The sequence below is a fragment of the Lancefieldella sp. genome (genome assembly GCF_057237245.1).
In genome coordinates this window covers 302,991-325,434 of sequence record NZ_DBHHJM010000001.1, presented here as the reverse complement: position 1 = coordinate 325,434, position 22,444 = coordinate 302,991, and the positions used below count along the sequence as shown (strand labels likewise).

Below are 22,444 nucleotides of genomic sequence, written 5' to 3'. Positions count from 1 at the left end.
CCTTGTCTGAGTACTTTTGCTCAGACTTGACGTGCATTTCAGGCTCATAAATCCTGCGTGATTGCTCTAGCTTCCTGCGTGACTTACCCTAGTTTTTCTCGCGCCTGATTTCTGCAAAGAATCTGTAAAATTTGCCTGAAAACATCAAAGAATCTGTGGATTTGCCTGATTTTGCAAAAGAATCGGTGGCTCAAATACAGATTCTTTGCACTTTTCAGGCGCGTGCAGCAAAAGGCCGACGCGCCTGGCGAGAAACCCGTGCGCTCGCAGCGCATGAAGCACCGTGTGGAGCACGGCGGCGGGGGAGCGCCGCTCACCGAAAGCCATTTCTGTCTCCGTGTACCTTCTCCACAAAATCTTCATATATAGAAAAGACGAGTTAGTCAAGTATTTACCTGCAACATAACGTTTGTGCAGTTGAAAAACATAAACGCGATAATATAGTCAAAACGTCTTAAAAAATCAAGTGTTTTTCTGTTGACGCGCATTAAAATCTTGACTAAATTACTAGGTTGCGACAATTGCCACCTTCCACCCTTTTGAAGGAGGACAACCTGGTGTCTACCGCTAAAAAGACTTCCCTCACCACGCCTCAGGCGCATACTGGACGCAGGACGTTCAGTAAGATTCCCGCAGCTATGGAGCTGCCAAATCTGATTTCTGTACAGAAGGAATCATTTGAGCGCTTTATGGGAGAGGGCCTTGCAGAGTCCTTCGCTGAGTTCTCTCCAATTGAGAACAGCGCTGGAACCATGCAGGTCACCTTTGGTGACCATCAGTTCGGCGACCCTGCCAATTCAATGGCTGAGTGTCGTGCAAAAGACATTTCATATCAAGCACCTCTTTTTGTTGACGTCCGTTTTGTCAACAAAGAGACTGGTGAGATGAAGGAGCAGCTTGTCTTCATGGGTGATTTCCCACTGATGACTGAGCGCGGTACCTTCATCATCAACGGTTCTGAGCGCGTTGTGGTTTCGCAGCTCGTTCGTTCACCTGGCGTGTACTTCTCGTCAGAGATGGACAACGGTGTTCTGGTCCACAAGTCTCAGTTCATTCCTGCACGTGGTGCATGGCTCGAGTTTGAGGTTGATAAGCGCGGCCACCTGGTCGTCTCCATTGACCGCAAGCGTCGCCAGAGCGCTACCGTTTTCCTCCGTGCACTTGGCATTGCTGTTACCGACGACGAGATTCTCTCGCTCCTTGGCGATTCCGATGTTGTTCGCAACACACTTGAGCGTGATGTTGCAACCACACGTGAGGATGCACTTATCGAGATTTATCGTCGTCAGCGTCCAGGCGAGCCACCAACTGTTGACTCTGCCCGTTCTCTGCTTGACGGCCTCTTCTTCAACGAGCAGCGCTATGACCTTGCACGCGTTGGTCGTTACAAGATCAACAAGAAGCTTGAGGAAGAGATTCCTGCAGATGTTCGTGTCCTTACCAAAGAGGACATTGTCGCAGCTCTTCAGTACCTTCTTGCAGTGCATGCAGGTGATGAATCTAAGCACCTTGATGACATTGACCACTTTGGCAACCGCCGCGTCCGTACCGTTGGCGAGCTGGTCCAGAACCAGTTCCGCATTGGTATGAGCCGCATGGAGCGCGTTGTTCGTGAGCGTATGGCATCTCAGGACGCAGACGACATCACTCCACAGTCTTTGATCAACATCCGTCCAATTGTTGCTGCAATCAAGGAGTTCTTCGGTTCTTCTCAGCTTTCGCAGTTCATGGACCAGGCAAACCCACTTGCTGGTTTGACCCACAAGCGTCGTCTTTCTGCTCTGGGACCTGGCGGTCTTGCAGGACACAAGTCCGGCTCCAGCCGTCGTACCAACGTTCCTACCGCAGTCCGCGACGTTCACAACTCGCACTACTCCCGTATGTGCCCAATCGAGACTCCTGAGGGACCAAACATTGGTCTTATCGGCTCTTTGGCACTGTACGCTCATGTAAATGAGTACGGCTTTATCGAGGCTCCTTATCGTAAGGTCACAGGCGGTGTTGTTTCTGACGACATTGTCTGGATGACTGCAGACGAGGAGGAGAATCACATTATTGCTCCTGCTAACACCCCAATTGACCCTAAGTCTAAGAAGTTTGTTGAGGTTGACACAGACGGCAAGATTGTTGTTGCAGACCGCGTTATTGCACGTACCCGCGACTTCGACGGTTCCTTCGGTGCGCCTGCACAGGTTCCTGTTGAGGACGTTGACTACATGGACGTTTCTCCACGTCAGCTTCTCTCCGTCGCAGCTAACCTCATTCCATTCCTTGAGCACGACGATGCAAAGCGTACCCTCATGGGTGCAAACATGCAGCGTCAGGCAGTGCCTCTGATTCAGTCCCACGCTCCATTTGTTGGAACTGGTATGGAGGGCCGCGCAGCTCAGGACTCTGGTGAGCTTATTTGCGCAGAGTTTGCCGGCCAGGTCACCGAGGTAGACGCAGCTCACGTTGTCATCTACTCCGATGAGCACGGTTCTCAGCGCTACGATCTTCCTAAGTACGAGCGCTCCAACCAGTCCACTTGCATCAACCACCGTCCAATCGTCACTGTTGGACAGCAGGTTGAGAAAGGCCAGCCAATCGCAGACGGTCCATCTGTTGACCACTCTGAGCTGGCACTTGGTGCAAACCTTACCGTTGCTTACATGCCATGGGAAGGCTACAACTACGAGGACGGTATTATCGTCTCCGAGCGCGTTGTTCAGGAAGACCTTCTGACCTCCGTTAACATTTCCCGCCATGAGATTGATGCTCGTGATACCAAGCTTGGTGCCGAGGAGATTACCCGCGAGATTCCAAACCTTGGTGAGGACATGCTCGCTAACCTTGACGATGACGGCATCATTCGCATCGGCGCTGAGGTTGGTCCTGGCGATATTCTGGTTGGTAAGGTCACTCCTAAGGGTGAGACCGCTCTGACCGCAGAAGAGCGCCTGCTTCGCGCAATCTTCGGTGCTAAGGCACACGACGTTCGCGATACTTCCCTCAAGATGCCACACGGCTCCTATGGCCGCGTTGTTGACGTTGTCCGCTTCAGCCGTGAGGCTGGAGACGACCTGCCTCCAGGAGTAAACGACCTGGTCCGCGTCTTTGTTGCTCAGCGCAGAAAGATCCAGCAGGGCGATAAGATCGCTGGTCGTCACGGTAACAAGGGTGTTATTTGTAAGGTTCTCCCAGTTGAGGACATGCCTTACATGGCAGACGGTACCCCAGTAGACGTTATTCTCGACCCACTGGGCGTTCCTTCCCGTATGAACGTTGGCCAGCTGCTTGAGTGCCACCTTGGCTGGGGCGCTGCACACGGTTGGGATGACGACGACGCAGATTCCAAGCGTTACGTTGAGGGTCCAATCCCTGTTGCAACACCACTCTTTGACGGTGCTACTGATGAGTCCGTTGCAGAGATTGTTCGCCGCACCAACATCAACATGATCAATAAGGCTCTCAAGGAGTACGGCGAGGACATGCGTGAGGAGTTTGTTCCACAGCTCAACGAGCGTGGTAAGACTACCCTCTACGATGGCCGTACCGGTGAGGCTTTCAAGAGCCCAATTACCGTTGGTGTTTCTTACATCTTGAAGCTCGGCCACATGGTTGACGATAAGATCCACGCACGTTCAACTGGTCCTTACTCTCTTGTTACCCAGCAGCCTCTGGGTGGTAAGGCACAGTTCGGTGGTCAGCGCTTTGGTGAGATGGAGGTTTGGGCACTGTATGCATACGGTGCTGCTAACGTCCTCCAGGAGATTCTCACCGTTAAGTCTGACGATACCAACGGCCGTGTTAAGACCTATGAGTCCATTGTTAAGGGCGAGAACATTCCTACTGCAGGAATTCCTGAGTCCTTCAAGGTCCTGGTCAAAGAGATTCGCTCCCTGGCACTTGACATTGAGCCAATCTCCTATCGTAAGCGTGCAAATACCGCAAAGGTCACAGATCCTGAGGAGAAGAACGCTGTTGAGATCCTCAACGACCTTGGCTTCACTGAGGTAACCGCTTCCGACCTGTCCCAAGACGCTGAGGGTGCATCCGCACTTGTAGGCGACGCGACCACCGATAAGGAGTAGCGACTGTGGCAGATTTCGATTCCACTGAATTTGACGCTATTAAAATTTCTCTAGCGTCTGCTGATGATATCCGCGGTTGGTCCTATGGCGAGGTAAAGAAGCCTGAGACCATCAACTACCGTACCCTTAAGCCAGAAAAGGACGGTCTTTTCTGTGAGAAGATCTTTGGACCTGTAAGGGACTGGGAGTGCGCCTGCGGTAAGTACAAAGGCATTCGCTTCAAGGGCATTACCTGCGAGCGCTGCGGTGTTGAAGTAACCACCGCAAAGGTTCGTCGTGACCGCATGGGCCACATCGAGCTTGCTGCTCCTGTAAGCCACATTTGGTACTTCAAGAGCCCAACCAGCTTCCCTCTGGCACGTCTTCTTGACATCAAGAGCAAGGACCTCGAGAAAGTCCTCTACTTTGCATCTTACGTAATCACCAGTGTTGACACTGAGGCACGTGAGGCTGACGTAGACGATCTTCGTGAGGAGCTTGCAGCAGACCTCGAAGAGCTTGACGCAGAGCGTGACGATCAGATCGCACGTCTTCGCGAGCAGGGCCAGCCACAGGATGACGAGTTTGGCGATTTTGAGCCTCTTTCTGAGGACGAGATTCGTGCAGGCGTCGCTGATCTTGAGGAAGAGTACGAGGAAGAGAAGACGCTTCGTCGTGAGGCTTTCGAGAAGTTCATGCAGCTTGAGACCAGAGAGCTCATCTCCGATGAGGGTCTGTTCTCCGAGCTTAAGCGCTACTATGGCATCTACTTCAAGGGTGGCATGGGCGCAGAGGCTGTACGTGACCTTCTCTCCAACATTGACCTTGAGAAAGAGGCCAAGGAGCTCCGCGCTATTATCGCCAATGAGGATGCTCAGAAGCAGAAGCGCGAGAAGGCCATTAAGCGTCTTGAGATTGTTGATGCCTTCCTCAAGGGTGGCAACGATCCAGCTAACATGATCCTTGACGTTGTTCCAGTTATTCCACCTGATCTTCGTCCTATGGTTCAGCTTGATGGTGGCCGTTTTGCAGCTTCCGACTTAAACGATTTGTATCGTCGTGTTATTAACCGTAACAATCGTCTTAAGCGCCTGCTTGACCTTGAGGCACCTTCTATCATTGTTAATAACGAGAAGCGCATGCTTCAGGAGTCCGTTGACGCTCTGTTTGACAACGGTCGCCGTGGTCGTCCAGTCACTGGTCGTGGTGGACGTCCTCTGAAGTCTCTTGCTGAGGCCCTTAAGGGTAAGCAGGGTCGCTTCCGTCAGAACCTTCTGGGTAAGCGTGTTGACTACTCTGGCCGTTCCGTCATTGTTGTTGACCCACACCTGAAACTGCACCAGTGCGGTCTTCCATCTGCTATGGCACTTGAGCTCTTCAAGCCATTTGTCATGCGTCGTTTGGTTGAGCTCCGTAAGGTTGAAAACATTAAGGGCGCAAAGCGCGCTATTGACCGTGGTACCCCAGTTGTTTGGGACGTTCTGGATGAGGTCATTCAGGACCGCCTCGTTCTTCTCAACCGCGCACCTACCCTTCACCGTCTGTCTATCCAGGCATTTGAGCCAGTCCTTATCGAGGGTAAGGCAATCCACCTGCACCCTCTGGTCTGCGCACCATTCAACGCAGACTTCGACGGCGACCAGATGTCTGTCCACGTGCCACTTTCTACTCAGGCACAGACAGAGGCTCGCATTCTGATGCTCTCCAGCAACAACCTCAGAAGCCCTGCTTCTGGTAAGGTTCTGACCGTTCCTTCTCAGGATATGGTCTTTGGTGTCTACTACCTCACTTCCGAGAAGACCGGTGAAGACGCTAAGACTCTTACCTTTGCAAGCTTTGAGGATGCTCTTCTGGCTATTGAGGCCAACCGTGACCTTGAGCTTCAGGCAAAGGTTGTTGTCCGCGTAAGCTCCAAGGATGCAAACGTTGCTGATAGCGATCGTGCTATCTTCCGCGTTATGACTGGCCGCGGTCAGTATGAGGATCTGGACGTTACTGAGGGTACTAAGCGTTTTGAGACCACTGTTGGTCGCATTATCTTCAACCGTCAGTGCCTGCCAGAGGATTACCCATACATCAACTATAAGATGGTTAAGTCCGACATTGGTGTTCTGGTCAACGATTGCTGCGACCGTTACCCAATGGCTGATGTTGAGCCAATTCTGGATAACATCAAGAAGACTGGTTTCCACTATGCAACTCTTGCTGGTCTAACCGTTTCTGTTTGGGACGCTGTTATTCCTCCACACAAGCCACAGCTGCTTCAGGAGGCACAGGACCGCGTTGACCAGATAAACGAGTACTACGAGGACGGCTTCCTTTCCGAGCGAGAGCGTCACGTTGAGGTTGTTAACGCATGGACCGAGTGCACCGATCTTCTCGGCTCTGAGATGCTTACAGGCTTTGCAGAGAACAACCCAATTTACATGATGGCTGACTCTGGAGCTCGTGGTTCTAAGACACAGCTTCGCCAGCTTGCTGGTATGCGAGGCCTGATGGCAGATATGTCCGGTGAAACCATCGACCTTCCAATTAAGGCAAACTTCCGCGAGGGTCTTGAGCCTCTCGAGTACTTCATTTCTACCTATGGCGCTCGTAAGGGTCTGGTAGATACCGCATCCCACACCTCCGACTCTGGTTACCTGACTCGTCGACTCGTCGACGTTGCACAGGACGTCATTGTCCGCGAGGAGGACTGCGGCACTGATGAGGCAGTTACCTATCCTCTGATTAAGCCTGGTCAGACTTCTGTTGATACTGACCTGATTGGCCGCTGCACCCTTGAGGATGTCTGCGATCCAAACACTGGCGAGGTTCTTATCCCTGCTGGTGGCTATGTTGAGTCCAAACAGGATCTTGAGCGTCTTGTTGAGCACGGCCTTGCTAAGGTTCAGCTCCGTGCGCTTCTGACCTGTAAGTCTAAGTACGGCGTCTGCCAGAAGTGCTACGGCTGGGATCTTTCCACCCGTCGTCCTGTCAACATTGGTACTGCAGTTGGTATTATCGCAGCTCAGTCCATTGGTGAGCCTGGTACTCAGTTGACCATGCGTACCATTCACTCCGGTGGTGTTGCAGGCGCAGACGATATTACGCAGGGTCTTCCTACCGTTGCTCGTATGTTCGACGTCGTCGGCAACGTCAACGAGAAGATTCTTGGCCGCGAGGCTGACCTGGCTCCTGTTTCTGGTGTTCTTCACATTACCCCAGAGACCACCGAGTATCTGCTGCGTATTGTTGATGCAGACGATGCTTCTCGTGTCATCGAGGAGTGGCGTGTACCTGCATCTGTCCGCTTCATGCCTGGCATTGAGGATGGCGTTGTTGTCCGTGCTGGTGACCAGATTACCCGCGGCTTCGTCAACTTCCGTATGCTCCGTCGACTCACTGACATTGAGTCCACTATGCATACCTTCGTTGAGTCCGTTAAGGACGTCTATACCTCCCAGGGTGTAGAACTCAACGATAAGCACATCGAGGTTATCGCACGTCAGATGCTTCGCCGTGTTCAGGTTACCAACCCAGGTGACTCTTCGTACCTGCTTGGTCAGTATGTGGACCGCTATGTCTTTGCAGAGACTGTCCAGAACATTGCCCTTGCTGGTGGTACTCCACCAGAGGCAGAGCCAGCAATCCTTGGTACTCTGAAGGTTGCAAGCTCTATCGATTCTTGGCTCTCCAGTGCATCGTTCATTCGTACTGCAGGCGTTCTTACCTCTGCAGCTATCGAGGGCGACGTTGACCACCTGCTTGACCTCAAGTCTAACGTTATTGTTGGTAAGCAGATTCCTGCAGGTACTGGTCTCTCCGCATACAGCGATGTTGAGCTTACCTACCACGGCACCAAGATTGATGGCCCAACTTCTTCTCTTGCTAAGTCTCTTCCAGACTGGGCACCAGCAGAGCTTAAGGACATCGAGGAGCAGCTTCCTAAGCAGCTTGACTGGGTCAACGAGGATTACAACGGTGGCGTTTACTCCAAGAATGGCCGTACGCTTTCAAGCGAGGACGCAAAGCTGTACCTCTTCGACGATCTTGGCGTGTCACAGCGTTGGACCAACAAGTTCAGCGAGGTTGGCATTGAGACCGTAGGCGATCTTATCGGTAAGACCGAGGAAGACCTGCTTCGCATCGATGGTATTGGTGCAAAGGCAATCGAGGAGCTCCGCGATGGCCTTGAGGCTCGTAACCTCCTCTACATCCTTGAGCCAGAAGAGGATGAGGCAGATTCTGAGGATCTTTCTCAGCTGCTCAACATGGTCTTCTCGCCAGAAGGCGATGGCGGCTTGATGCTGGGCTCTGCAGCTCCATCCACGCACTCTGATTACACTGAGACACTCATCGGTTCTTCTTCCGACGAGGTTAGCCCTGATGTAATCAACGAGGACCTTGGTTCTCTGGATGACCTTCTCAATCAGGTTGTCCGCATGGACGCTGAGGCAGACGGCGAAGACGAGTAAGTAATTTCGCCTGATACATCAAACTTTTTCGGAGATTGACTCCGATACAGAAGAGGACTTCAGCCGTTAGCTGGAGTCCTCTTTTAGTTGCGCGTAGATGGGGGAGTATCGGTATATACTAATCTTTTATGATTCACGTTAAGTAGCCATGAACTCTGCGACTCTCAAAAGATAGGAAGAGCAATGGATAGTCATTCCCACGATTCTGAACAGTGCGAGCACACTCATTCTACGTGCGATTACGTTTCTGATCAGAAACTGAACGAATACCTGGTAAACGACGACATTATCTATGATGCAACTCAGATTTTTGATGCGCTGTCTGATTTCACGCGATTCCAAATTTTGGGCGCCCTGGTAAATGGCGAGAAAAGCGTCACAGAGTTGCAGGAAATGCTTTCTGTTTCACAATCAGCAACCTCTCATCAGTTGCGTCTTTTGCGAGACCGCGGTCTTGTTAATGCAAAAAGAGACGGCAGAAAGGTCATCTATTCACTTGCAGATGAGCATGTCACAACGCTGATTCGTGTTGGCCTCGCACATGCCGCACATCTGTTGGGCCACTAGGGGATACGCTACAAGCGGATACACCACTTGGGGATACCTAGGTTCTGTATTGCTTTGCAGGGTTGTTTGCGAGCACACCGGGTTTCTCGCCAAAAGTGGGTGGTAAAGAAGCTACAAAGCGATTTTTGTCTCATCGTGTAATTTCTATGAAGTATAGATACGCCCGGCACAGTGGCTTGTTGACATGTGGCTTTCATCAGCGTAAAGTACTTCCCTGCGTAATTCCAAGGGGACAGTGCTGTGTCGCCTTTCGAATATGTAAAACTGCAGGTAGATAGGTATAAGAAGGAGAAGATCTTGCCTACTATTAACCAGCTCGTACGTAAGGGCCGCGTGAGCGTCAAGTCAAAGTCTAAGAACGCCGCTCTTCAGCACAACCCACAGAAGCGTGGTGTTTGCACCCGCGTTTTCACCACTACGCCAAAGAAGCCTAACTCAGCACTCCGTAAGGTTGCTCGTGTTCGTCTTGTTAATGGCATTGAGGTAACCGCTTACATTCCTGGTGAGGGCCACAACCTCCAGGAGCACTCCATTGTTCTGGTTCGTGGCGGCCGTGTCCGTGACCTTCCTGGTGTTCGTTACAAGGTTGTTCGCGGTGCATTCGACTGCGCAGCAGTTCAGAATCGTGCTCAGGGCCGTTCCCGTTACGGCACTAAGCGTGCTAAGTAATCACGTCCACTATTCGAACTAGTTCTTAGGAGATTAATATGCCGCGTCGCGCAGCAGCAGTACGTCGTGAGGTTATGCCTGACGCCGTCTACAACAATCGTCTGGTAACCCAGCTTATTAACAAGGTCCTTCTCGACGGCAAGAAAGCAACCGCAGAGCGCATTGTCTACGGTGCATTTGACATCGTCGCAGAGAAGACTGGCGAGGATGCCCTCACTGTCTTCAAGAAGGCTATGGATAACATTCGCCCAACACTTGAGGTTAAGCCTAAGCGTGTTGGTGGCGCTACTTACCAGGTCCCAATGGAGGTCAACTCCCGTCGTGCAACTACTCTTGCTATCCGCTGGATGGTCACTTTCAGCCGTAGCCGTAAAGAGAAGACCATGGCAGAGCGTCTTGCAAACGAGATCATCGACGCAACTAACGGCGTAGGTGCATCCGTCAAGCGCCGCGAGGACCTGTACAAGATGGCTGAGGCCAACCGCGCCTTCTCCCACTACCGCTTCTAGTCGGAATTCAGGAGTAGCAAACAAATGGCTAAGACTAAGTACAATCTTAAAGACCTCCGCAACATCGGCATCATGGCTCACATCGATGCTGGTAAGACCACCACTACGGAGCGTATTCTTTACTACACCGGTAAGACCCACAAGATTGGTGAGGTCCACGACGGTGCAGCAACCATGGACTGGATGGTTCAGGAGCAGGAGCGCGGCGTAACCATTACTTCCGCAGCTACTACTTGCTTCTGGAAAGACCATGTCATCCAGATCATCGACACCCCAGGCCACGTTGACTTTACCGCTGAGGTTGAGCGTTCTCTTCGTGTTCTGGACGGCGCAGTTGCAGTCTTTGACGCAGTTGCAGGCGTTCAGCCACAGTCCGAGACCGTTTGGCGTCAGGCAACCAAGTACGGCGTACCTCGTATTGCATTCATCAACAAGTTTGACCGCGTAGGCGCAGACTTCTTCCGTGCAATCCAGACCATGCGTGACCGCCTTGGCGCAAACGCAATTGCAGCTCAGGTCCCAATGGGCGCTGAGTCCAACTTCTGGGGTCTTATCGACCTTGTCACCAACACTGCATGGGACTTCAAAGAGGATGCTAAGGGCATGATTTACCCTGAGCCACTCGACGAGATTCCTGCTGAGTTTGTAGAGATTGCAGCTGAGAAGCGTGAAGAGCTTCTTGAGGCAGCTTCTGACTTCTCTGAGGAGCTCATGATGGCTGTTCTCGAGGGTGAAGAGGTTGACGTTGAGACCCTTAAGGGTGCTCTTCGTGCTGGCGTTCTTGCTGGTCAGATTAACCCTGTCTTTGTTGGTTCCGCTTACAAGAACAAGGGTATTCAGGAGCTTCTGGACGCAGTCATCGACTTCCTTCCAAGCCCTCTGGATGTTCCAGAGATTGATGGTGTCACTCCTAAGGGTGACGAGGCTGTCCGTCACGCAGACGTTAAGGAGCCATTCTCCGCTCTTGCATTCAAGATTATGACTGACCCTTATGTTGGTAAGCTTACCTACATTCGTGTTTACTCTGGTCAGGCAGAGGCAGGTTCTTACGTCTACAACTCCGTCAAGGACAACCGTGAGCGCTTTGGCCGCATCCTCGAGATGAACGCAAACGACCGTGTTGACCGTGAAGAGTGCTCCGCAGGCGACATCGTTGCATGCGTTGGTCTAAAGAACACCACTACTGGTGACACCCTTTGTGACGAGAAGAACCCAATCATCCTTGAGTCCATCAGCTTCGCAGATCCTGTTATTGACGTTGCTGTTGAGCCTAAGACCAAGGCTGAGCAGGAGAAGATGTCCATCGGCCTTTCTAAGCTGGCTGAAGAGGACCCAACCTTCCAGGTTCACACTGATCACGAGACCGGCCAGACCATCATTGCTGGTATGGGCGAGCTTCACCTTGAGATTATTGTTGACCGTCTCCGTCGTGAGTTTAAGGTTGACTGCAACGTTGGTAAGCCACAGGTTGCTTACCGCGAGACTGCTGGTAAGGCAGTAAGCCACGCTGAGGGCAAGTTTGTCCGTCAGTCCGGTGGTAAGGGTCAGTATGGCCACGCAGTCATCGACCTTGAGCCACAGGAAGAGGGCAAGGGTTACGAGTTTGTCAACGCTATCGTCGGTGGTGTTATTCCTAAGGAGTACATCCCATCTATCGATAAGGGCATTCGTGAGGCTCTTGAGAACGGCGTTATTGCTGGTTACCCAGTAGTCGACATCAAGGTCACCCTTGTTGACGGTTCTTACCACGAGGTCGACTCCTCTGAGGCAGCATTCAAGATTGCTGGTTCTATGGCAATTAAGGATGCTCTCAAGAAGTCCAACCCAGTCCTTCTCGAGCCTGTTGAGTCTGTTGAGGTTGAGACACCTGAGCAGTACATGGGCGACGTTATGGGCAACCTTTCTTCCCGTCGTGGCAAGATTGAGGGTATGGACGATCGTATGGACGCCAAGGTCATCCGCGCTAAGGTGCCTCTTGGTGAGATGTTCGGTTACGCAACCGACCTTCGTTCCCAGACCCAGGGCCGCGCGAGCTACACCATGCAGTTCGATTCTTACGAGCCCGTTCCTAACGCTGTACGCGAAGAGATTGTCGCCAAAAACGGCGGCTCTGCATCCTAAGTAAACGACCACGAGCTCTAGCTCATGTATGGAGGTACCCAAAGTGTCAAGCCAGAAGATCAGGATTCGCCTCAAGGGCTATGATCACGAGGTCATTGATCAGTCCGCTAAGCTGATTGTTGACACCGCACAGAAGACAGGTGCGCGTGTTTCCGGTCCTATCCCTCTGCCAACCGAGCGTAACCTTTACACGGTTATCCGCTCCCCACACAAGGATAAGGATTCCCGTGATCAGTTTGAGATGCGTACTCACAAGCGTCTCATCGATATTCTCGACCCAAGCGCTTCTACCGTTGATTCGCTTATGCGTCTCGACCTTCCAGCTGGTGTCGATATCGAGATCAAGCTCTAAGCATACGGCTTAATCCAACTTGCAAACCCTCCTGCGCATCTTCGCGCGGGAGGGTTTTTGCGTGGATGGCGTTGAACCATGTGCGAATCACGCGTGAACCAAGTGCGGAGACCGTGCGAACACGGGTCGCAAGCGATTTCAACCCGGCATCCATTTCGTGTGGATACCGGATTTCTTGTGCGCATATGCTGGAAGTGGACGGGTTTTCTCGCCAGGTGGGCGGCGCGAGCCTGACGTGCGCCTGATTTCTTCAAAGAATCTGTAAATTTTGCCTAAATACATCAAAGAATCTGTGGTTTTGCCTGATTTTGTTAAAGAATCGGTGGCGGAAATACAGATTCTTTGTACTTTTCAGGCAGACTTTTCTAGACGTAACTCACATCTGCACTTGGCGAGAAACCCGTAGAATAGGGAAGCGAATACTTTTAAAGCGCGCAGGAGAAGAGATGCACCAAAGCTCGCAGAACATAAGTGGTCAGCAGAATACAAGTAGCCAGCTAAATACCGGCTGCTCGGTAAACGCTCGGCCAAATTACTCCCGCATGGCAAAAATCCTCTTTGTGTGCCACGGAAATATCTGGAGGTCAACGATGGCACAGTACGTCATGCAAGATCTTGTCGAGAAAAACGGTCTCGCAGACTCGTTTGTCATCGACTCAGCAGCAACCTCCACTGAAGAGATTGGTAATCCAGTTGACCCTCGTACGCGACGCAAGCTTCAGCAAGAGGGGATTCGTTGCGGCAATCATCGTGCGAGGCAGATGACGCGCGCAGATTACGAGAACTTTGATTACCTCATTGGAATGGACCATAATAACCTGCGCAACATGATGCGTATGCTTAAAAATGATCCGCTTGGAAAGGTTTCGCTGCTCCTTGATTGGACAGAGAAGCCTTGCGACATTGCGGACCCATGGTACTCAGGAAATTTTGATCTGACGTATGAGGATGTCACTGAGGGTTGCGAAGCATTGCTCAAGAAACTTTTGGCTGCCTGGTCTTAGTTGCCTAGCTTTAGCTGCTTAGTCTTGGCAGCCTGCTTCTAGCAAAATAATTATCGCGGATTGTTTTGGCAAAATTTTTTGAAAAAACTTTTCAAAATTTTCCGGGTTTCTCGCCAATGGATACGCCCGGGTCAGCGGTTTGACCTCGCAAAATAGGCGAGAAGAAAGATCTCGCAGCTAGAAGGTATCAAACGCTCTTCACAAAGCGTTCATCTTTTAGAGATTTTAGGCTTGTTTCTTGTCAAAAATGAGTGTAAAGTAGACGGGCTGCTCAAACAGGACAATTATGTCTAAAAGCAGTATGTACAGGACGTGGTCCGCTGGGGAAGAGTACCCGATGTGCTCTCAAGGTCCCATGACCACCGAAGGTTAGGAAAGAGCATGGTTAATACCATCCTCGGCCGCAAGCTGGGCATGACCCAGGTATGGGACGAGAACGACAACGTCGTTCCTGTTACCGTCGTTCTTGCTGGCCCCTGCACCGTTTCACAGGTAAAGACTGTTGAGACGGACGGCTACAATGCCGTACAGATTGGCTTCGGCGACATCTCCGAGAAGCATGTCAACAAGCCAATGGCTGGTCACTTCAAGGCACAGGGCGTCGAGCCAATGCGTTACCTCCGCGAGGTCCGCGTTGAGGATGCTTCTGAGCACAAGACCGGCGATGTTGTCACAGTTGCTGACTTCTCTGAGGTCACCGCTGTTGACGTAACAGGCACTTCTAAGGGTAAGGGTTTCCAGGGTACCGTTAAGCGCTGGAACTTCTCTCGCGGTCCAATGACTCACGGTTCTCGTAACCAGCGTCGTCCAGGTTCCATTGGTCAGTGCGCATACCCTGCACGCGTTCGTAAGGGCCTTCACATGTATGGTCACATGGGCGCAGAGCGCGTTACGGTCAAGAACCTTAAGCTTGTCCGCGTTGATGCTGAGCAGAACCTCATGCTTATCAAGGGTGCTGTTCCTGGCGGCAAGAATGCCCTCGTCCAGGTCCGCATGGCCTAAGGGCCTTTAGGCAAACACTTAGGCTAACAAGGAGACAACATGTCCAAGTATGAGATTAAGAACGTAGAGGGAAAGAAGGTCGGCGACGCCGAGCTCTCCTCTGACGTCTATGGCATTGAGCCAAACATCCCTGTTGTGCACCAGGTTGTAGTCTGCCAGGACGCATCCGCACGTCAGGGTACCCACTCTACAAAGAACCGTCACGAGGTATCCGGCGGTGGCGTTAAGCCTTACCGTCAGAAGGGTACTGGTCGTGCTCGCCAGGGTTCTATTCGTGCTGGTCAGTGGACTGGTGGTGGCGTCATCTTTGGACCTACCCCTCGTTCCCACGCACGTCGTATTAACAACAAGATGGTCAAGCTTGCTATGAGGTCCGTCCTCTCCGGCAAGGTTGCAGACTCCGAGCTTGTCCTCGTTGACTCTCTCGAGTTTGCTCAGCCTTCCACCAAGCAGGCAAAGGCTGCACTTCAGAACCTCGGTATTGAGGGTAAGCGCGTTACCGTCATTGTCCCAGACGACGATGTCAACACTTACCTCTCTTTCCGTAACCTTCCTAAGGTTTCAATCTTCGGCGTTTCTGAGGTTACTACTCGTTTCCTGATCGACAACGGCGCACTTGTTATGTCCGCTGATGTCGCTAAGCAGCTTGGGGAGGTGCTCGCATAATGAACTCTCCTTATGAGGTCATCATTCGTCCTATCGTTTCAGAGCGTGCTTTTGATCTGATGGAGCAGGGCAAGTACACTTTTGAGGTTGCTCGTAACGCAGGTAAAGAAGAGATTGCTGCAGCTGTAGAGAAGCTCTTCTCTGTACACGTCACCAAGGTAAACACACTTTCTGTTAAGCCAAAGAACAAGCGTGTACGTTATCAGCAGGCAGGCAAGACCCGCCAGTGGAAGAAGGCTATTGTTACCCTCGCTGCTGGTGAGACTATCGAGATCTTCGGTAATAACTCTGCTGAGTAAGGTTTTTCTCCCGTGCCTCATATGAGGTACGGGTTCGTATGCCGCGCATAGTAGATACGCGCGGTACCGTGGTAATCCGGTGTTAGCTCGACTTTCCCTTAAGCGGGCTAGCCAACGGAGAAGAAAGGGATACTGTTTATGGCAGTTAGGCATCTAAAGCCAACAAGCGCAGGCAGGCGCTTCCAGACAATCTCAGACTTTGCTGAGATTACAACTGATAAGCCCGAGAAGTCCCTTCTCGAGCCTCTGCCAAAGAAGGCTGGCCGCAACAACAATGGCCGCATCACTACCCGTCACCAGGGTGGTGGCCACAAGCGCCAGTACCGTCGTATCGACTTCAAGCGTCGCAAGGATGACATCCCAGCTAAGGTCGCTACTGTTGAGTACGATCCTAACCGTTCCGCTCGTATTGCTCTTCTGCACTATGCAGACGGCGCAAAGGCATACATCCTTTGCCCAGAGGGCCTGAGCGTCGGTGACACCGTTCTTTCTGGTACCAAGGACATCGACATCAAGCCTGGTAACTGCACCACTCTTGAGCAGATTCCAGTAGGTACTCTTGTTCACGCAGTTGAGTTCCAGCCTGGCAAGGGTGCTGCAATGGCACGTGCTGCTGGTACTTCCGTCCAGCTCATGGGTAAGGACAACGGCTATGCAGTTCTGCGTATGCCTTCCTCCGAGCTCCGTCGTGTTCTTCTGACCTGCCGTGCAACCATCGGTGAGGTTGGTAACGCTGAGCACTCCAACATTGTTGTTGGTAAGGCTGGTCGTTCCCGTTGGGCAGGCGTCCGTCCTACCGTCCGTGGTACTGTTATGAACCCTGTTGACCACCCACACGGCGGTGGTGAAGGTAAGAACCACACTTCTGGTCGTCCTTCCGTCACCCCATGGGGTAAGCCAACCAAGGGTTATAAGACCCGCGACCCGAAGAAGGCTTCTAACCGCCTGATCATTCGCCGTCGTAAGTCCAAGTAAGACACGAGTAGGAGTAGATAAATGAGCAGAAGTCTCAAAAAAGGCCCCTTTGTGGAGACTCGCCTCCTTGCGCGTGTCGCTGCAATGAACGAGGCTGGCAAGAAGGACGTTATCAAGACTTGGTCACGTTCCTCAACCATCTTCCCTGAGATGGTCGGTCACACCATCGCTGTTCACGATGGTCGTAAGCATGTACCTGTGTACGTCACCGAGTCCATGGTTGGTCACAAGTTGGGCGAGTTCTCCCCATCCCGTACCTTCCGCGGTCACAAGGCCAAATAGGGGGAGTGTAGTAAATGGCTAAGAACACCGATTCTATTGAGGTTCGCGCAACAGCTAAGTATGTTCGCGTTGCTCCTCGTAAGGCTCGCGCAGTTGTCGCGCTTGTCCGCGGTAAGTCTGTTGAGAAGGCCCTTGAGGTTCTTCAGTTCTCGACTCGCGCTGCCGCTACTGATGTTGCTAAGGTTCTGCGCTCTGCAGTTGCTAACGCTGAGAACAACAATGGTCTCCGCGCTAACAACCTGGTAGTCAAGACCGCTTTTGTTGACGAAGGCCCAACGCTTAAGCGTATTCGCCCCCGTGCAAAGGGTTCGGCTTCCCGCATTAACAAGCGCATGAGCCACATTACCGTTGTCGTTGCACCTCGAAAGGAGGCGTAGGAATGGGTCAGAAAGTACAGCCTACAGGCTTCCGTCTTGGTGTAACCGAGAGCTGGCGTTCTCGTTGGTACGCCGATAAGGACTACGCCGAGCAGCTCGGCAACGATCTTGCTATCCGCAAGTATCTTGAGAAGCGCCTTGAGAAGGCAGCCGTTGCTCGCATTGACATCGAGCGTGCTGGCGATAAGGTCAAGGTAACTATTTTCTCCGCACGTCCTGGTATTGTCATTGGCAAGAAGGGTGCAGAGATTGACGGCCTCCGTGCAGATCTTGAGCGTGTTGCTAAGGTCGGCAAGGGTCAGGTCAACGTTGATGTTGTCGAGGTTAAGCGTCCTGAGCTTGACGCAAACCTTGTTGCTCAGTCCATCGCAGAGCAGCTTGAGCAGCGTGTCGCTTTCCGTCGCGCTATGCGTAAGGCTGTTCAGTCCGCTCGTAAGGCTGGCGCTAAGGGTATTCGTATCCAGTGCTCCGGTCGTCTGAACGGTGCTGAGATGGGCCGCCGTGAGTGGTACCGTGAGGGTCGCGTGCCTCTGCACACCCTTCGTGCTGCAATCGGCTATGGTACCGCTACAGGTCGCACCACCATGGGCGCTGTTGGTATCAAGGTTTGGATTTATTACGGCGAGAAGATGCCTGGACAGCCAACACCTAACCCAGCTCTTGAGGGCTCCGCTCGTCCTCGTCGTGCTCGCAATGAGAGGAGGGGCCGTTAATGCTTGCTCCAAAGCGTGTATTGCACCGTAAGGTACAGCGCGGTTCCATGAAGGGCCAGGCAAAGGGTAATACCCAGCTGCATTTTGGTTCCTGGGGCATCCGTGCAGAGGAGGCTCACTGGATTACTAACCGCCAGATTGAGGCTGCTCGTATTGCTCTCACCCGTGAGATGAAGCGTGGCGGTAAGGTTTGGATTACTATCTTCCCAGATAAGCCAATCACCAAGAAGCCTGCAGAGACTCGCATGGGTTCCGGTAAGGGTAACCCAGAAGAGTGGGTAGCAGTTGTTAAGCCTGGTCGTATCATGTTCGAGATTGATGGCGTACCAGAGGAAGTTGCTCGTGAGGCTCTCCGTCTTGCTCAGCACAAGCTTCCAATCAAGACCAAGATTGTCTCCAAGGCCGATCAGGACGGTGAGAACTAATGAAGTACACCGAAATCAAGGCTATGAGCGATGCAGACCTCGCTAAGAAACTCGAGGAAGGCCGCGCAGAGCTCTTTAATCTTCGTTTCCAGATGGCAACTAGCCAGCTGGACAACACCGCTCGCGTCAAGGCAGTTAAGCGCGACATTGCTCGCGTTCAGACCGAGATGCGCACCCGTCAAATTGCTGCGGAAGCATCCGCAGAGCAGAACTAGATCGCAGGAGATAAGTTATGGCAGAGACCGAAAGCAGAAATGCGCGTAAGGTTCGTACCGGACTCGTTGTCTCCATCTCTGGCGACAAGACGATTACGGTAGAGATTACGTACCGTAAGCACCACCCTAAGTATGGCAAGATGATGACCATCGGCAAGAAGCTTCACGTTCACGATGAGAACAACGAGGCTGGTCTGGGCGATACCGTCCGTGTCATGGAGACTCGTCCTCTTTCCAAGACCAAGCGTTGGCGTCTCGCAGAGATCGTTGAGCGCGCTAAGTAATTAGCACCTAGGAAACAGCTTTTAGCTCAACCTAGTTTTGTATCTATCATTATTTCTCATGTGCGCAAATACGTGCACCTCTGAGAAATTAGGTTCCGGAGGAACGTCACATGATTCAGATGGAGACCATTCTCAACGTCGCTGACAACAGCGGCGCAAGGCGCGTAAAGTGCGTCAAGGTCCTTGGTGGCTCCAAGCGTCGTTACGCCGGCCTTGCCGACGTCATCATTGGCGCTGTCCAGGAGGCTACTCCAGGTGGTTCGGTGAAGAAGGGCGATATTGTTCGCTGCGTCATCGTTCGTACCGCTAAGGACACCCGTCGCAAGGACGGTAGCTACATCCGCTTTGACCAGAACGCATGCGTTCTTGTTAACAAAGAGGGTGAGCCCAAGGGTACTCGTATCTTTGGACCAGTCGCTCGCGAGCTGCGCGACCACAAGTACATGAAGATTGTCTCACTTGCACCTGAGACCCTTTAAGGAGGAACGACATGCCTAAGATGAAGATCAAGAAGGGCGACAAGGTCGAGGTCCTCACTGGTAAGGACAAGGGTAAGCGCGGCGAGGTACTTCGCGTATATCCAGAGAAGAACAAGGTTGTCGTTGAGGGCGTTGCAATTGCAAAGCGCCATGTCAAGCCAAACGCAGCTAACCAGCAGGGTGGCATCGTTGAGGCAGAGGCAGCAATCGACGCTTCCAATGTTGCTCTTATCGACCCTAAGACCGACAAGCCAACCCGTGTTGGCTACCTGATCAAGGAGGACGGTACTAAGGTCCGCGTCTCCAAGAAGTCAGGCGCTGAGCTCTAAGTTATACGTGTTTCTCGCTTTGTAGAAACATCTCAGAGCTACTTCAAACCCCGTTATCATCAGATAGCGGGGTTTTCTTTTTGGGCGAGAAGTGCGGTGTTGTGTAAGTCGTGTGATGACATGAAAAAATATCAGCTAGCTTGAAATTCTCGCCCCATTTTTGCTCAATAAGGTCTAATATTGTTCATTGCGTCTTTCTATGGGACACGTATGTCTCGAGGATGCAGATGGCTCCTAGTTCGCCAAACTAGGAGGTGCGAGGCGATCCCCGCACTTAAAACCCCAAGAGTTAAGGAGAAACCATGGCAGACGAGAAGTACACACCTCGCCTTAAAGAGCTTTACTACGCATCTGTGCGTGATGCTCTGAAGGAGAAATTTGGTTACACCAACGTTAACCAGATTCCTAAGTTTGAGAAGATCGTTGTCAACATGGGTGTTGGCGAGGCAGCTACAGACGCTAAGGCAATTGACGGCGCTGTAAACGACCTCCGTACCATTACTGGTCAGCAGCCACTCGTTACACACGCTCGCAAGTCTATCGCAACCTTTAAGCTTCGCCAGGGTATGCCAATCGGCGCTAAAGTTACCCTTCGTGGCGATCGTATGTGGGAGTTCCTGGATCGTCTGATCGCAGTTGCAATTCCTCGTATCCGCGACTTCCGTGGTATTTCTGCTAAGAGCTTCGATGGCCGTGGTAACTTCTCTATGGGCGTAACCGAGCAGCTCATCTTCCCAGAGATTGACTTTGACAAGATGGACCACACCCGCGGTATGGACATCACCATTGTCACCACTGCTAACACCAACGAGGAGGGTAAGGCACTTCTTGACGCCTTCCACTTCCCATTCAAGCAGGACTAACTTTTACCTGCGCTTAAATTAAGCGCATTCCTGTTGGCATCTTCGATGCCGGGTGACATAGTCACCAGCACTATTGTTTGAAGTCATCTTGGCGTTCGCCAAGTTGCATTTTGAAGGAGGATTTGTGGCTAAGACTTCGATGATCGTCAAAGCCTCGCGTGAGCCGAAGTACTCTACGCGCACACAGAACCGTTGCCAGCGTTGTGGACGTCCCCACTCCGTTTACCGCAAGTTTGGTCTGTGCCGTGTGTGCTTCCGTGAGCTAGCGAGCAAGGGCGAGCTTCCTGGTGTCCGCAAGGCAAGCTGGTAGGACTCAGGGCTCTGGCGTCAAGGCATCTGCGCCACGGGTGTAGATGAACCAGACACGCAGTTTCATCATTAACGAAGGAGAAGGATCAAATGAAAATTACCGATCCCATTTCAGACATGCTGACGCGTATTCGTAACGCAAACTCAGCTGGCAAGGATTCCGTATCCATGCCATCGAGCAAGGTGCTCGTTGAGATTGCTCGCGTCATCACCGAAGAGGGCTATGTCGAGGGTTACACCGTTGAGGATACTAAGCCTCAGAAGACTCTTCACATCACCCTTAAGTATGGTAAGAAGCGCGCTAAGGTTATCCGCGGCATCCGTCGCATTTCTAAGCCTGGTCTGCGCATTTACTCCACCGCTGAGAAGCTTCCACGCGTTCTTGGTGGTCTTGGTACTGCAGTGGTTTCCACTTCTAAGGGCATGATGTGCGACCGCGACGCTCGTAAGAACGGCGTTGGCGGCGAGGTCATCGCTTACGTTTGGTAAATCTGACAGGAATGAAAGGAGACAGCCGTGTCTCGTATTGGTAAGAAGCCTGTCCAGATTCCTGCTGGAGTCACTGTGACAGTTGATAACACCACCGTTACCGTTAAGGGTTCTAAGGGCGAGCTGACTCGTACTTTCTCTGAGCTGGTTGCTATCGCTCAGGAGGGCGAGGAGATTCTTGTTACTCGCGTTGACGAGTCCACTGAGTCCAATGCTCAGCAGGGTCTTGTCCGTACCCTTATCCACAACATGGTTGTTGGTGTCTCTGAGGGCTTCGAGAAGAAGCTCGAGCTCACCGGCGTTGGTTACCGTGTAGCACTTAAGGGCAAGGATCTTGACCTTTCCCTTGGTTATTCTCACCCAGTTCTCTATGTTGCACCTGAGGGCATTAGCTTTGAGGTACCTGATAACACTCACCTTACTGTTAAGGGTATTTCTAAGGAGAAGGTCGGACAGGTTGCAGCTGAGATTCGTATGAAGCGTCCACCAGAGCCTTACAAGGGCAAGGGCATTCACTACGAAGGTGAGCACATCCGCAGGAAGCTCGGTAAGGCTGCTAAGTAAAGCAACCCTACTTTTAGGCTAAAAGACCATCACCCCGTTAGGTGATGGCATGTCTCTAAGGAGAAGGAATGAACAAGCAGCAGGCGAAAAAGGCGGGTCTTGAACGCCGCAAGCGCCGCGTACGTGCCAAGGTCTTTGGTACACCTGAGCGTCCGCGTCTTGCAGTTCACCGCACAAACGCAAACATTTATGCACAGCTTATTGACGACGCTTCTGGAAGAACTCTCTGCTCTGCCTCTACGCTTGACCCAGAGTTCCGTTCTACTGGCAAGGTTGGCTCCAACAAGGAGGCAGCTGAGTTCGTAGGTGAGCTTATCGGTAAGCGCGCTGCCGAGAAGAACGTCACTGAGGTCACTTTTGACCGTGGTGGCCGTCTCTATCACGGCCGCGTCAAGGCTTTGGCAGATGGCGCCCGCAACGCGGGCCTGAAGTTCTAGGAGGA

Annotated in this window: 26 protein-coding genes; 25 read left to right on the top strand and 1 reads right to left on the bottom strand. The window is 52.2% G+C overall.

Features of this window, described 5'->3' with window-relative positions; genetic code table 11:
* Window positions 1–144: 144 nt before the first annotated feature.
* Window positions 145–327, bottom strand: coding sequence for a hypothetical protein (locus ACO5GU_RS01545; protein ID WP_484929750.1), 183 nt, complete (start codon window positions 325–327; stop codon window positions 145–147).
* Between the two features lie 230 nt (window positions 328–557).
* Here ACO5GU_RS01545 and rpoB point away from each other — a divergent pair, with 230 nt between their 5' ends.
* From rpoB to rplR, 25 genes are all read left to right on the top strand, one after another.
* The gene (gene rpoB, locus ACO5GU_RS01540; RefSeq protein WP_484929748.1) at window positions 558–4,073 is read left to right on the top strand and encodes a DNA-directed RNA polymerase subunit beta; all 3,516 of its coding nucleotides are present in this window, start codon (window positions 558–560) and stop codon (window positions 4,071–4,073) included.
* A gap of 5 nt (window positions 4,074–4,078) precedes the next feature.
* Window positions 4,079–8,509, top strand: a complete 4,431-nt coding sequence (locus ACO5GU_RS01535; RefSeq protein ID WP_484929746.1) for a DNA-directed RNA polymerase subunit beta' — start codon at window positions 4,079–4,081, stop codon at window positions 8,507–8,509.
* A gap of 183 nt (window positions 8,510–8,692) precedes the next feature.
* Window positions 8,693–9,076, top strand: coding sequence for an ArsR/SmtB family transcription factor (locus tag ACO5GU_RS01530; protein WP_035435856.1), 384 nt, complete (start codon window positions 8,693–8,695; stop codon window positions 9,074–9,076).
* A gap of 297 nt (window positions 9,077–9,373) precedes the next feature.
* The gene (gene rpsL / locus ACO5GU_RS01525) at window positions 9,374–9,745 is read left to right on the top strand and encodes a 30S ribosomal protein S12 (RefSeq protein WP_035427082.1); all 372 of its coding nucleotides are present in this window, start codon (window positions 9,374–9,376) and stop codon (window positions 9,743–9,745) included.
* Between the two features lie 38 nt (window positions 9,746–9,783).
* Entirely contained in the window at window positions 9,784–10,254 is a 471-nt protein-coding gene (gene rpsG / locus ACO5GU_RS01520; RefSeq protein ID WP_012809249.1) for a 30S ribosomal protein S7, read from the top strand.
* Window positions 10,255–10,278: 24 nt separating this feature from the next.
* The gene (gene fusA, locus ACO5GU_RS01515) at window positions 10,279–12,375 is read left to right on the top strand and encodes an elongation factor G (RefSeq protein ID WP_313995614.1); all 2,097 of its coding nucleotides are present in this window, start codon (window positions 10,279–10,281) and stop codon (window positions 12,373–12,375) included.
* A 43-nt stretch (window positions 12,376–12,418) separates the two neighbouring features.
* Window positions 12,419–12,727 (top strand): 30S ribosomal protein S10, encoded by a 309-nt coding sequence (gene rpsJ, locus ACO5GU_RS01510; RefSeq protein WP_012809247.1) that lies wholly within the window; start codon window positions 12,419–12,421, stop codon window positions 12,725–12,727.
* 446 nt (window positions 12,728–13,173) lie between these two features.
* Window positions 13,174–13,731, top strand: a complete 558-nt coding sequence (locus ACO5GU_RS01505) for a low molecular weight protein-tyrosine-phosphatase (protein WP_484929744.1) — start codon at window positions 13,174–13,176, stop codon at window positions 13,729–13,731.
* 381 nt (window positions 13,732–14,112) lie between these two features.
* A complete protein-coding gene (gene rplC / locus ACO5GU_RS01500; RefSeq protein WP_035426957.1) occupies window positions 14,113–14,733 on the top strand; it encodes a 50S ribosomal protein L3 in 621 nt (206 codons plus the stop codon).
* Window positions 14,734–14,772: 39 nt separating this feature from the next.
* Window positions 14,773–15,399: a 50S ribosomal protein L4 gene (gene rplD / locus ACO5GU_RS01495; RefSeq protein ID WP_035426955.1), complete on the top strand. Its 627-nt coding sequence runs from the start codon at window positions 14,773–14,775 to the stop codon at window positions 15,397–15,399.
* A complete protein-coding gene (rplW, locus tag ACO5GU_RS01490; RefSeq protein ID WP_035426953.1) occupies window positions 15,399–15,698 on the top strand; it encodes a 50S ribosomal protein L23 in 300 nt (99 codons plus the stop codon). The genes rplD and rplW overlap by 1 nt, the downstream gene beginning before the upstream one ends.
* A gap of 138 nt (window positions 15,699–15,836) precedes the next feature.
* On the top strand, window positions 15,837–16,673 hold the full coding sequence (rplB, locus tag ACO5GU_RS01485) for a 50S ribosomal protein L2 (RefSeq protein ID WP_035426950.1): 837 nt from the start codon (window positions 15,837–15,839) through the stop codon (window positions 16,671–16,673).
* A 21-nt stretch (window positions 16,674–16,694) separates the two neighbouring features.
* On the top strand, window positions 16,695–16,955 hold the full coding sequence (gene rpsS / locus ACO5GU_RS01480) for a 30S ribosomal protein S19 (RefSeq protein ID WP_035426948.1): 261 nt from the start codon (window positions 16,695–16,697) through the stop codon (window positions 16,953–16,955).
* A 14-nt stretch (window positions 16,956–16,969) separates the two neighbouring features.
* Complete coding sequence (rplV, locus tag ACO5GU_RS01475) at window positions 16,970–17,332, top strand: 50S ribosomal protein L22 (protein ID WP_012809240.1); 363 nt, start codon at window positions 16,970–16,972, stop codon at window positions 17,330–17,332.
* A gap of 2 nt (window positions 17,333–17,334) precedes the next feature.
* Entirely contained in the window at window positions 17,335–18,045 is a 711-nt protein-coding gene (gene rpsC / locus ACO5GU_RS01470) for a 30S ribosomal protein S3 (protein ID WP_035426947.1), read from the top strand.
* On the top strand, window positions 18,045–18,470 hold the full coding sequence (rplP, locus tag ACO5GU_RS01465) for a 50S ribosomal protein L16 (protein WP_035426946.1): 426 nt from the start codon (window positions 18,045–18,047) through the stop codon (window positions 18,468–18,470). The genes rpsC and rplP overlap by 1 nt, the downstream gene beginning before the upstream one ends.
* Window positions 18,470–18,685 carry a 50S ribosomal protein L29 gene (gene rpmC, locus ACO5GU_RS01460; protein ID WP_035426945.1) on the top strand — a complete coding sequence of 72 codons (216 nt, stop codon included), beginning with the start codon at window positions 18,470–18,472 and terminating at the stop codon, window positions 18,683–18,685. Before rplP ends, rpmC begins: the two co-directional genes overlap by 1 nt.
* A 17-nt stretch (window positions 18,686–18,702) precedes the next feature.
* A complete protein-coding gene (rpsQ, locus tag ACO5GU_RS01455; protein WP_035432053.1) occupies window positions 18,703–18,969 on the top strand; it encodes a 30S ribosomal protein S17 in 267 nt (88 codons plus the stop codon).
* 110 nt (window positions 18,970–19,079) lie between these two features.
* Window positions 19,080–19,448: a 50S ribosomal protein L14 gene (gene rplN, locus ACO5GU_RS01450; RefSeq protein WP_012809235.1), complete on the top strand. Its 369-nt coding sequence runs from the start codon at window positions 19,080–19,082 to the stop codon at window positions 19,446–19,448.
* 11 nt (window positions 19,449–19,459) lie between these two features.
* Window positions 19,460–19,777 carry a 50S ribosomal protein L24 gene (gene rplX / locus ACO5GU_RS01445; RefSeq protein ID WP_035426943.1) on the top strand — a complete coding sequence of 106 codons (318 nt, stop codon included), beginning with the start codon at window positions 19,460–19,462 and terminating at the stop codon, window positions 19,775–19,777.
* A 302-nt stretch (window positions 19,778–20,079) separates the two neighbouring features.
* On the top strand, window positions 20,080–20,640 hold the full coding sequence (gene rplE / locus ACO5GU_RS01440; RefSeq protein ID WP_035432050.1) for a 50S ribosomal protein L5: 561 nt from the start codon (window positions 20,080–20,082) through the stop codon (window positions 20,638–20,640).
* 124 nt (window positions 20,641–20,764) lie between these two features.
* Window positions 20,765–20,950: a type Z 30S ribosomal protein S14 gene (locus ACO5GU_RS01435; protein ID WP_012809232.1), complete on the top strand. Its 186-nt coding sequence runs from the start codon at window positions 20,765–20,767 to the stop codon at window positions 20,948–20,950.
* A gap of 89 nt (window positions 20,951–21,039) precedes the next feature.
* Window positions 21,040–21,438: a 30S ribosomal protein S8 gene (gene rpsH / locus ACO5GU_RS01430; protein WP_035426940.1), complete on the top strand. Its 399-nt coding sequence runs from the start codon at window positions 21,040–21,042 to the stop codon at window positions 21,436–21,438.
* A 27-nt stretch (window positions 21,439–21,465) separates the two neighbouring features.
* The gene (gene rplF, locus ACO5GU_RS01425) at window positions 21,466–22,002 is read left to right on the top strand and encodes a 50S ribosomal protein L6 (RefSeq protein ID WP_035432048.1); all 537 of its coding nucleotides are present in this window, start codon (window positions 21,466–21,468) and stop codon (window positions 22,000–22,002) included.
* Window positions 22,003–22,070: 68 nt separating this feature from the next.
* Window positions 22,071–22,439, top strand: a complete 369-nt coding sequence (rplR, locus tag ACO5GU_RS01420; RefSeq protein WP_035426936.1) for a 50S ribosomal protein L18 — start codon at window positions 22,071–22,073, stop codon at window positions 22,437–22,439.
* The last annotated feature ends 5 nt before the right edge of the window (window positions 22,440–22,444 follow it).

Bases quoted from the DNA above. Each gene is read 5' to 3' on its own strand.
- rplE (WP_035432050.1), top strand. From the start codon at position 20,080: ATGGCAGACGAGAAGTACACACCTCGCCTTAAAGAGCTTTACTACGCA.
- rplB (WP_035426950.1), top strand. From the start codon at position 15,837: ATGGCAGTTAGGCATCTAAAGCCAACAAGCGCAGGCAGGCGCTTCCAG.
- rpsH (WP_035426940.1), top strand. From the start codon at position 21,040: ATGAAAATTACCGATCCCATTTCAGACATGCTGACGCGTATTCGTAAC.
- ACO5GU_RS01505 (WP_484929744.1), top strand. From the start codon at position 13,174: ATGCACCAAAGCTCGCAGAACATAAGTGGTCAGCAGAATACAAGTAGC.
- fusA (WP_313995614.1), top strand. From the start codon at position 10,279: ATGGCTAAGACTAAGTACAATCTTAAAGACCTCCGCAACATCGGCATC.
- rpmC (WP_035426945.1), top strand. From the start codon at position 18,470: ATGAAGTACACCGAAATCAAGGCTATGAGCGATGCAGACCTCGCTAAG.
- rpsQ (WP_035432053.1), top strand. From the start codon at position 18,703: ATGGCAGAGACCGAAAGCAGAAATGCGCGTAAGGTTCGTACCGGACTC.
- ACO5GU_RS01530 (WP_035435856.1), top strand. From the start codon at position 8,693: ATGGATAGTCATTCCCACGATTCTGAACAGTGCGAGCACACTCATTCT.
- rplP (WP_035426946.1), top strand. From the start codon at position 18,045: ATGCTTGCTCCAAAGCGTGTATTGCACCGTAAGGTACAGCGCGGTTCC.
- rplN (WP_012809235.1), top strand. From the start codon at position 19,080: ATGATTCAGATGGAGACCATTCTCAACGTCGCTGACAACAGCGGCGCA.
- rpsS (WP_035426948.1), top strand. From the start codon at position 16,695: ATGAGCAGAAGTCTCAAAAAAGGCCCCTTTGTGGAGACTCGCCTCCTT.
- rplD (WP_035426955.1), top strand. From the start codon at position 14,773: ATGTCCAAGTATGAGATTAAGAACGTAGAGGGAAAGAAGGTCGGCGAC.
- rplW (WP_035426953.1), top strand. From the start codon at position 15,399: ATGAACTCTCCTTATGAGGTCATCATTCGTCCTATCGTTTCAGAGCGT.
- rplV (WP_012809240.1), top strand. From the start codon at position 16,970: ATGGCTAAGAACACCGATTCTATTGAGGTTCGCGCAACAGCTAAGTAT.
- rpsC (WP_035426947.1), top strand. From the start codon at position 17,335: ATGGGTCAGAAAGTACAGCCTACAGGCTTCCGTCTTGGTGTAACCGAG.
- rplR (WP_035426936.1), top strand. From the start codon at position 22,071: ATGAACAAGCAGCAGGCGAAAAAGGCGGGTCTTGAACGCCGCAAGCGC.
- rpsG (WP_012809249.1), top strand. From the start codon at position 9,784: ATGCCGCGTCGCGCAGCAGCAGTACGTCGTGAGGTTATGCCTGACGCC.
- rplC (WP_035426957.1), top strand. From the start codon at position 14,113: ATGGTTAATACCATCCTCGGCCGCAAGCTGGGCATGACCCAGGTATGG.
- rplX (WP_035426943.1), top strand. From the start codon at position 19,460: ATGCCTAAGATGAAGATCAAGAAGGGCGACAAGGTCGAGGTCCTCACT.
- ACO5GU_RS01545 (WP_484929750.1), bottom strand. From the start codon at position 327: ATGGCTTTCGGTGAGCGGCGCTCCCCCGCCGCCGTGCTCCACACGGTG.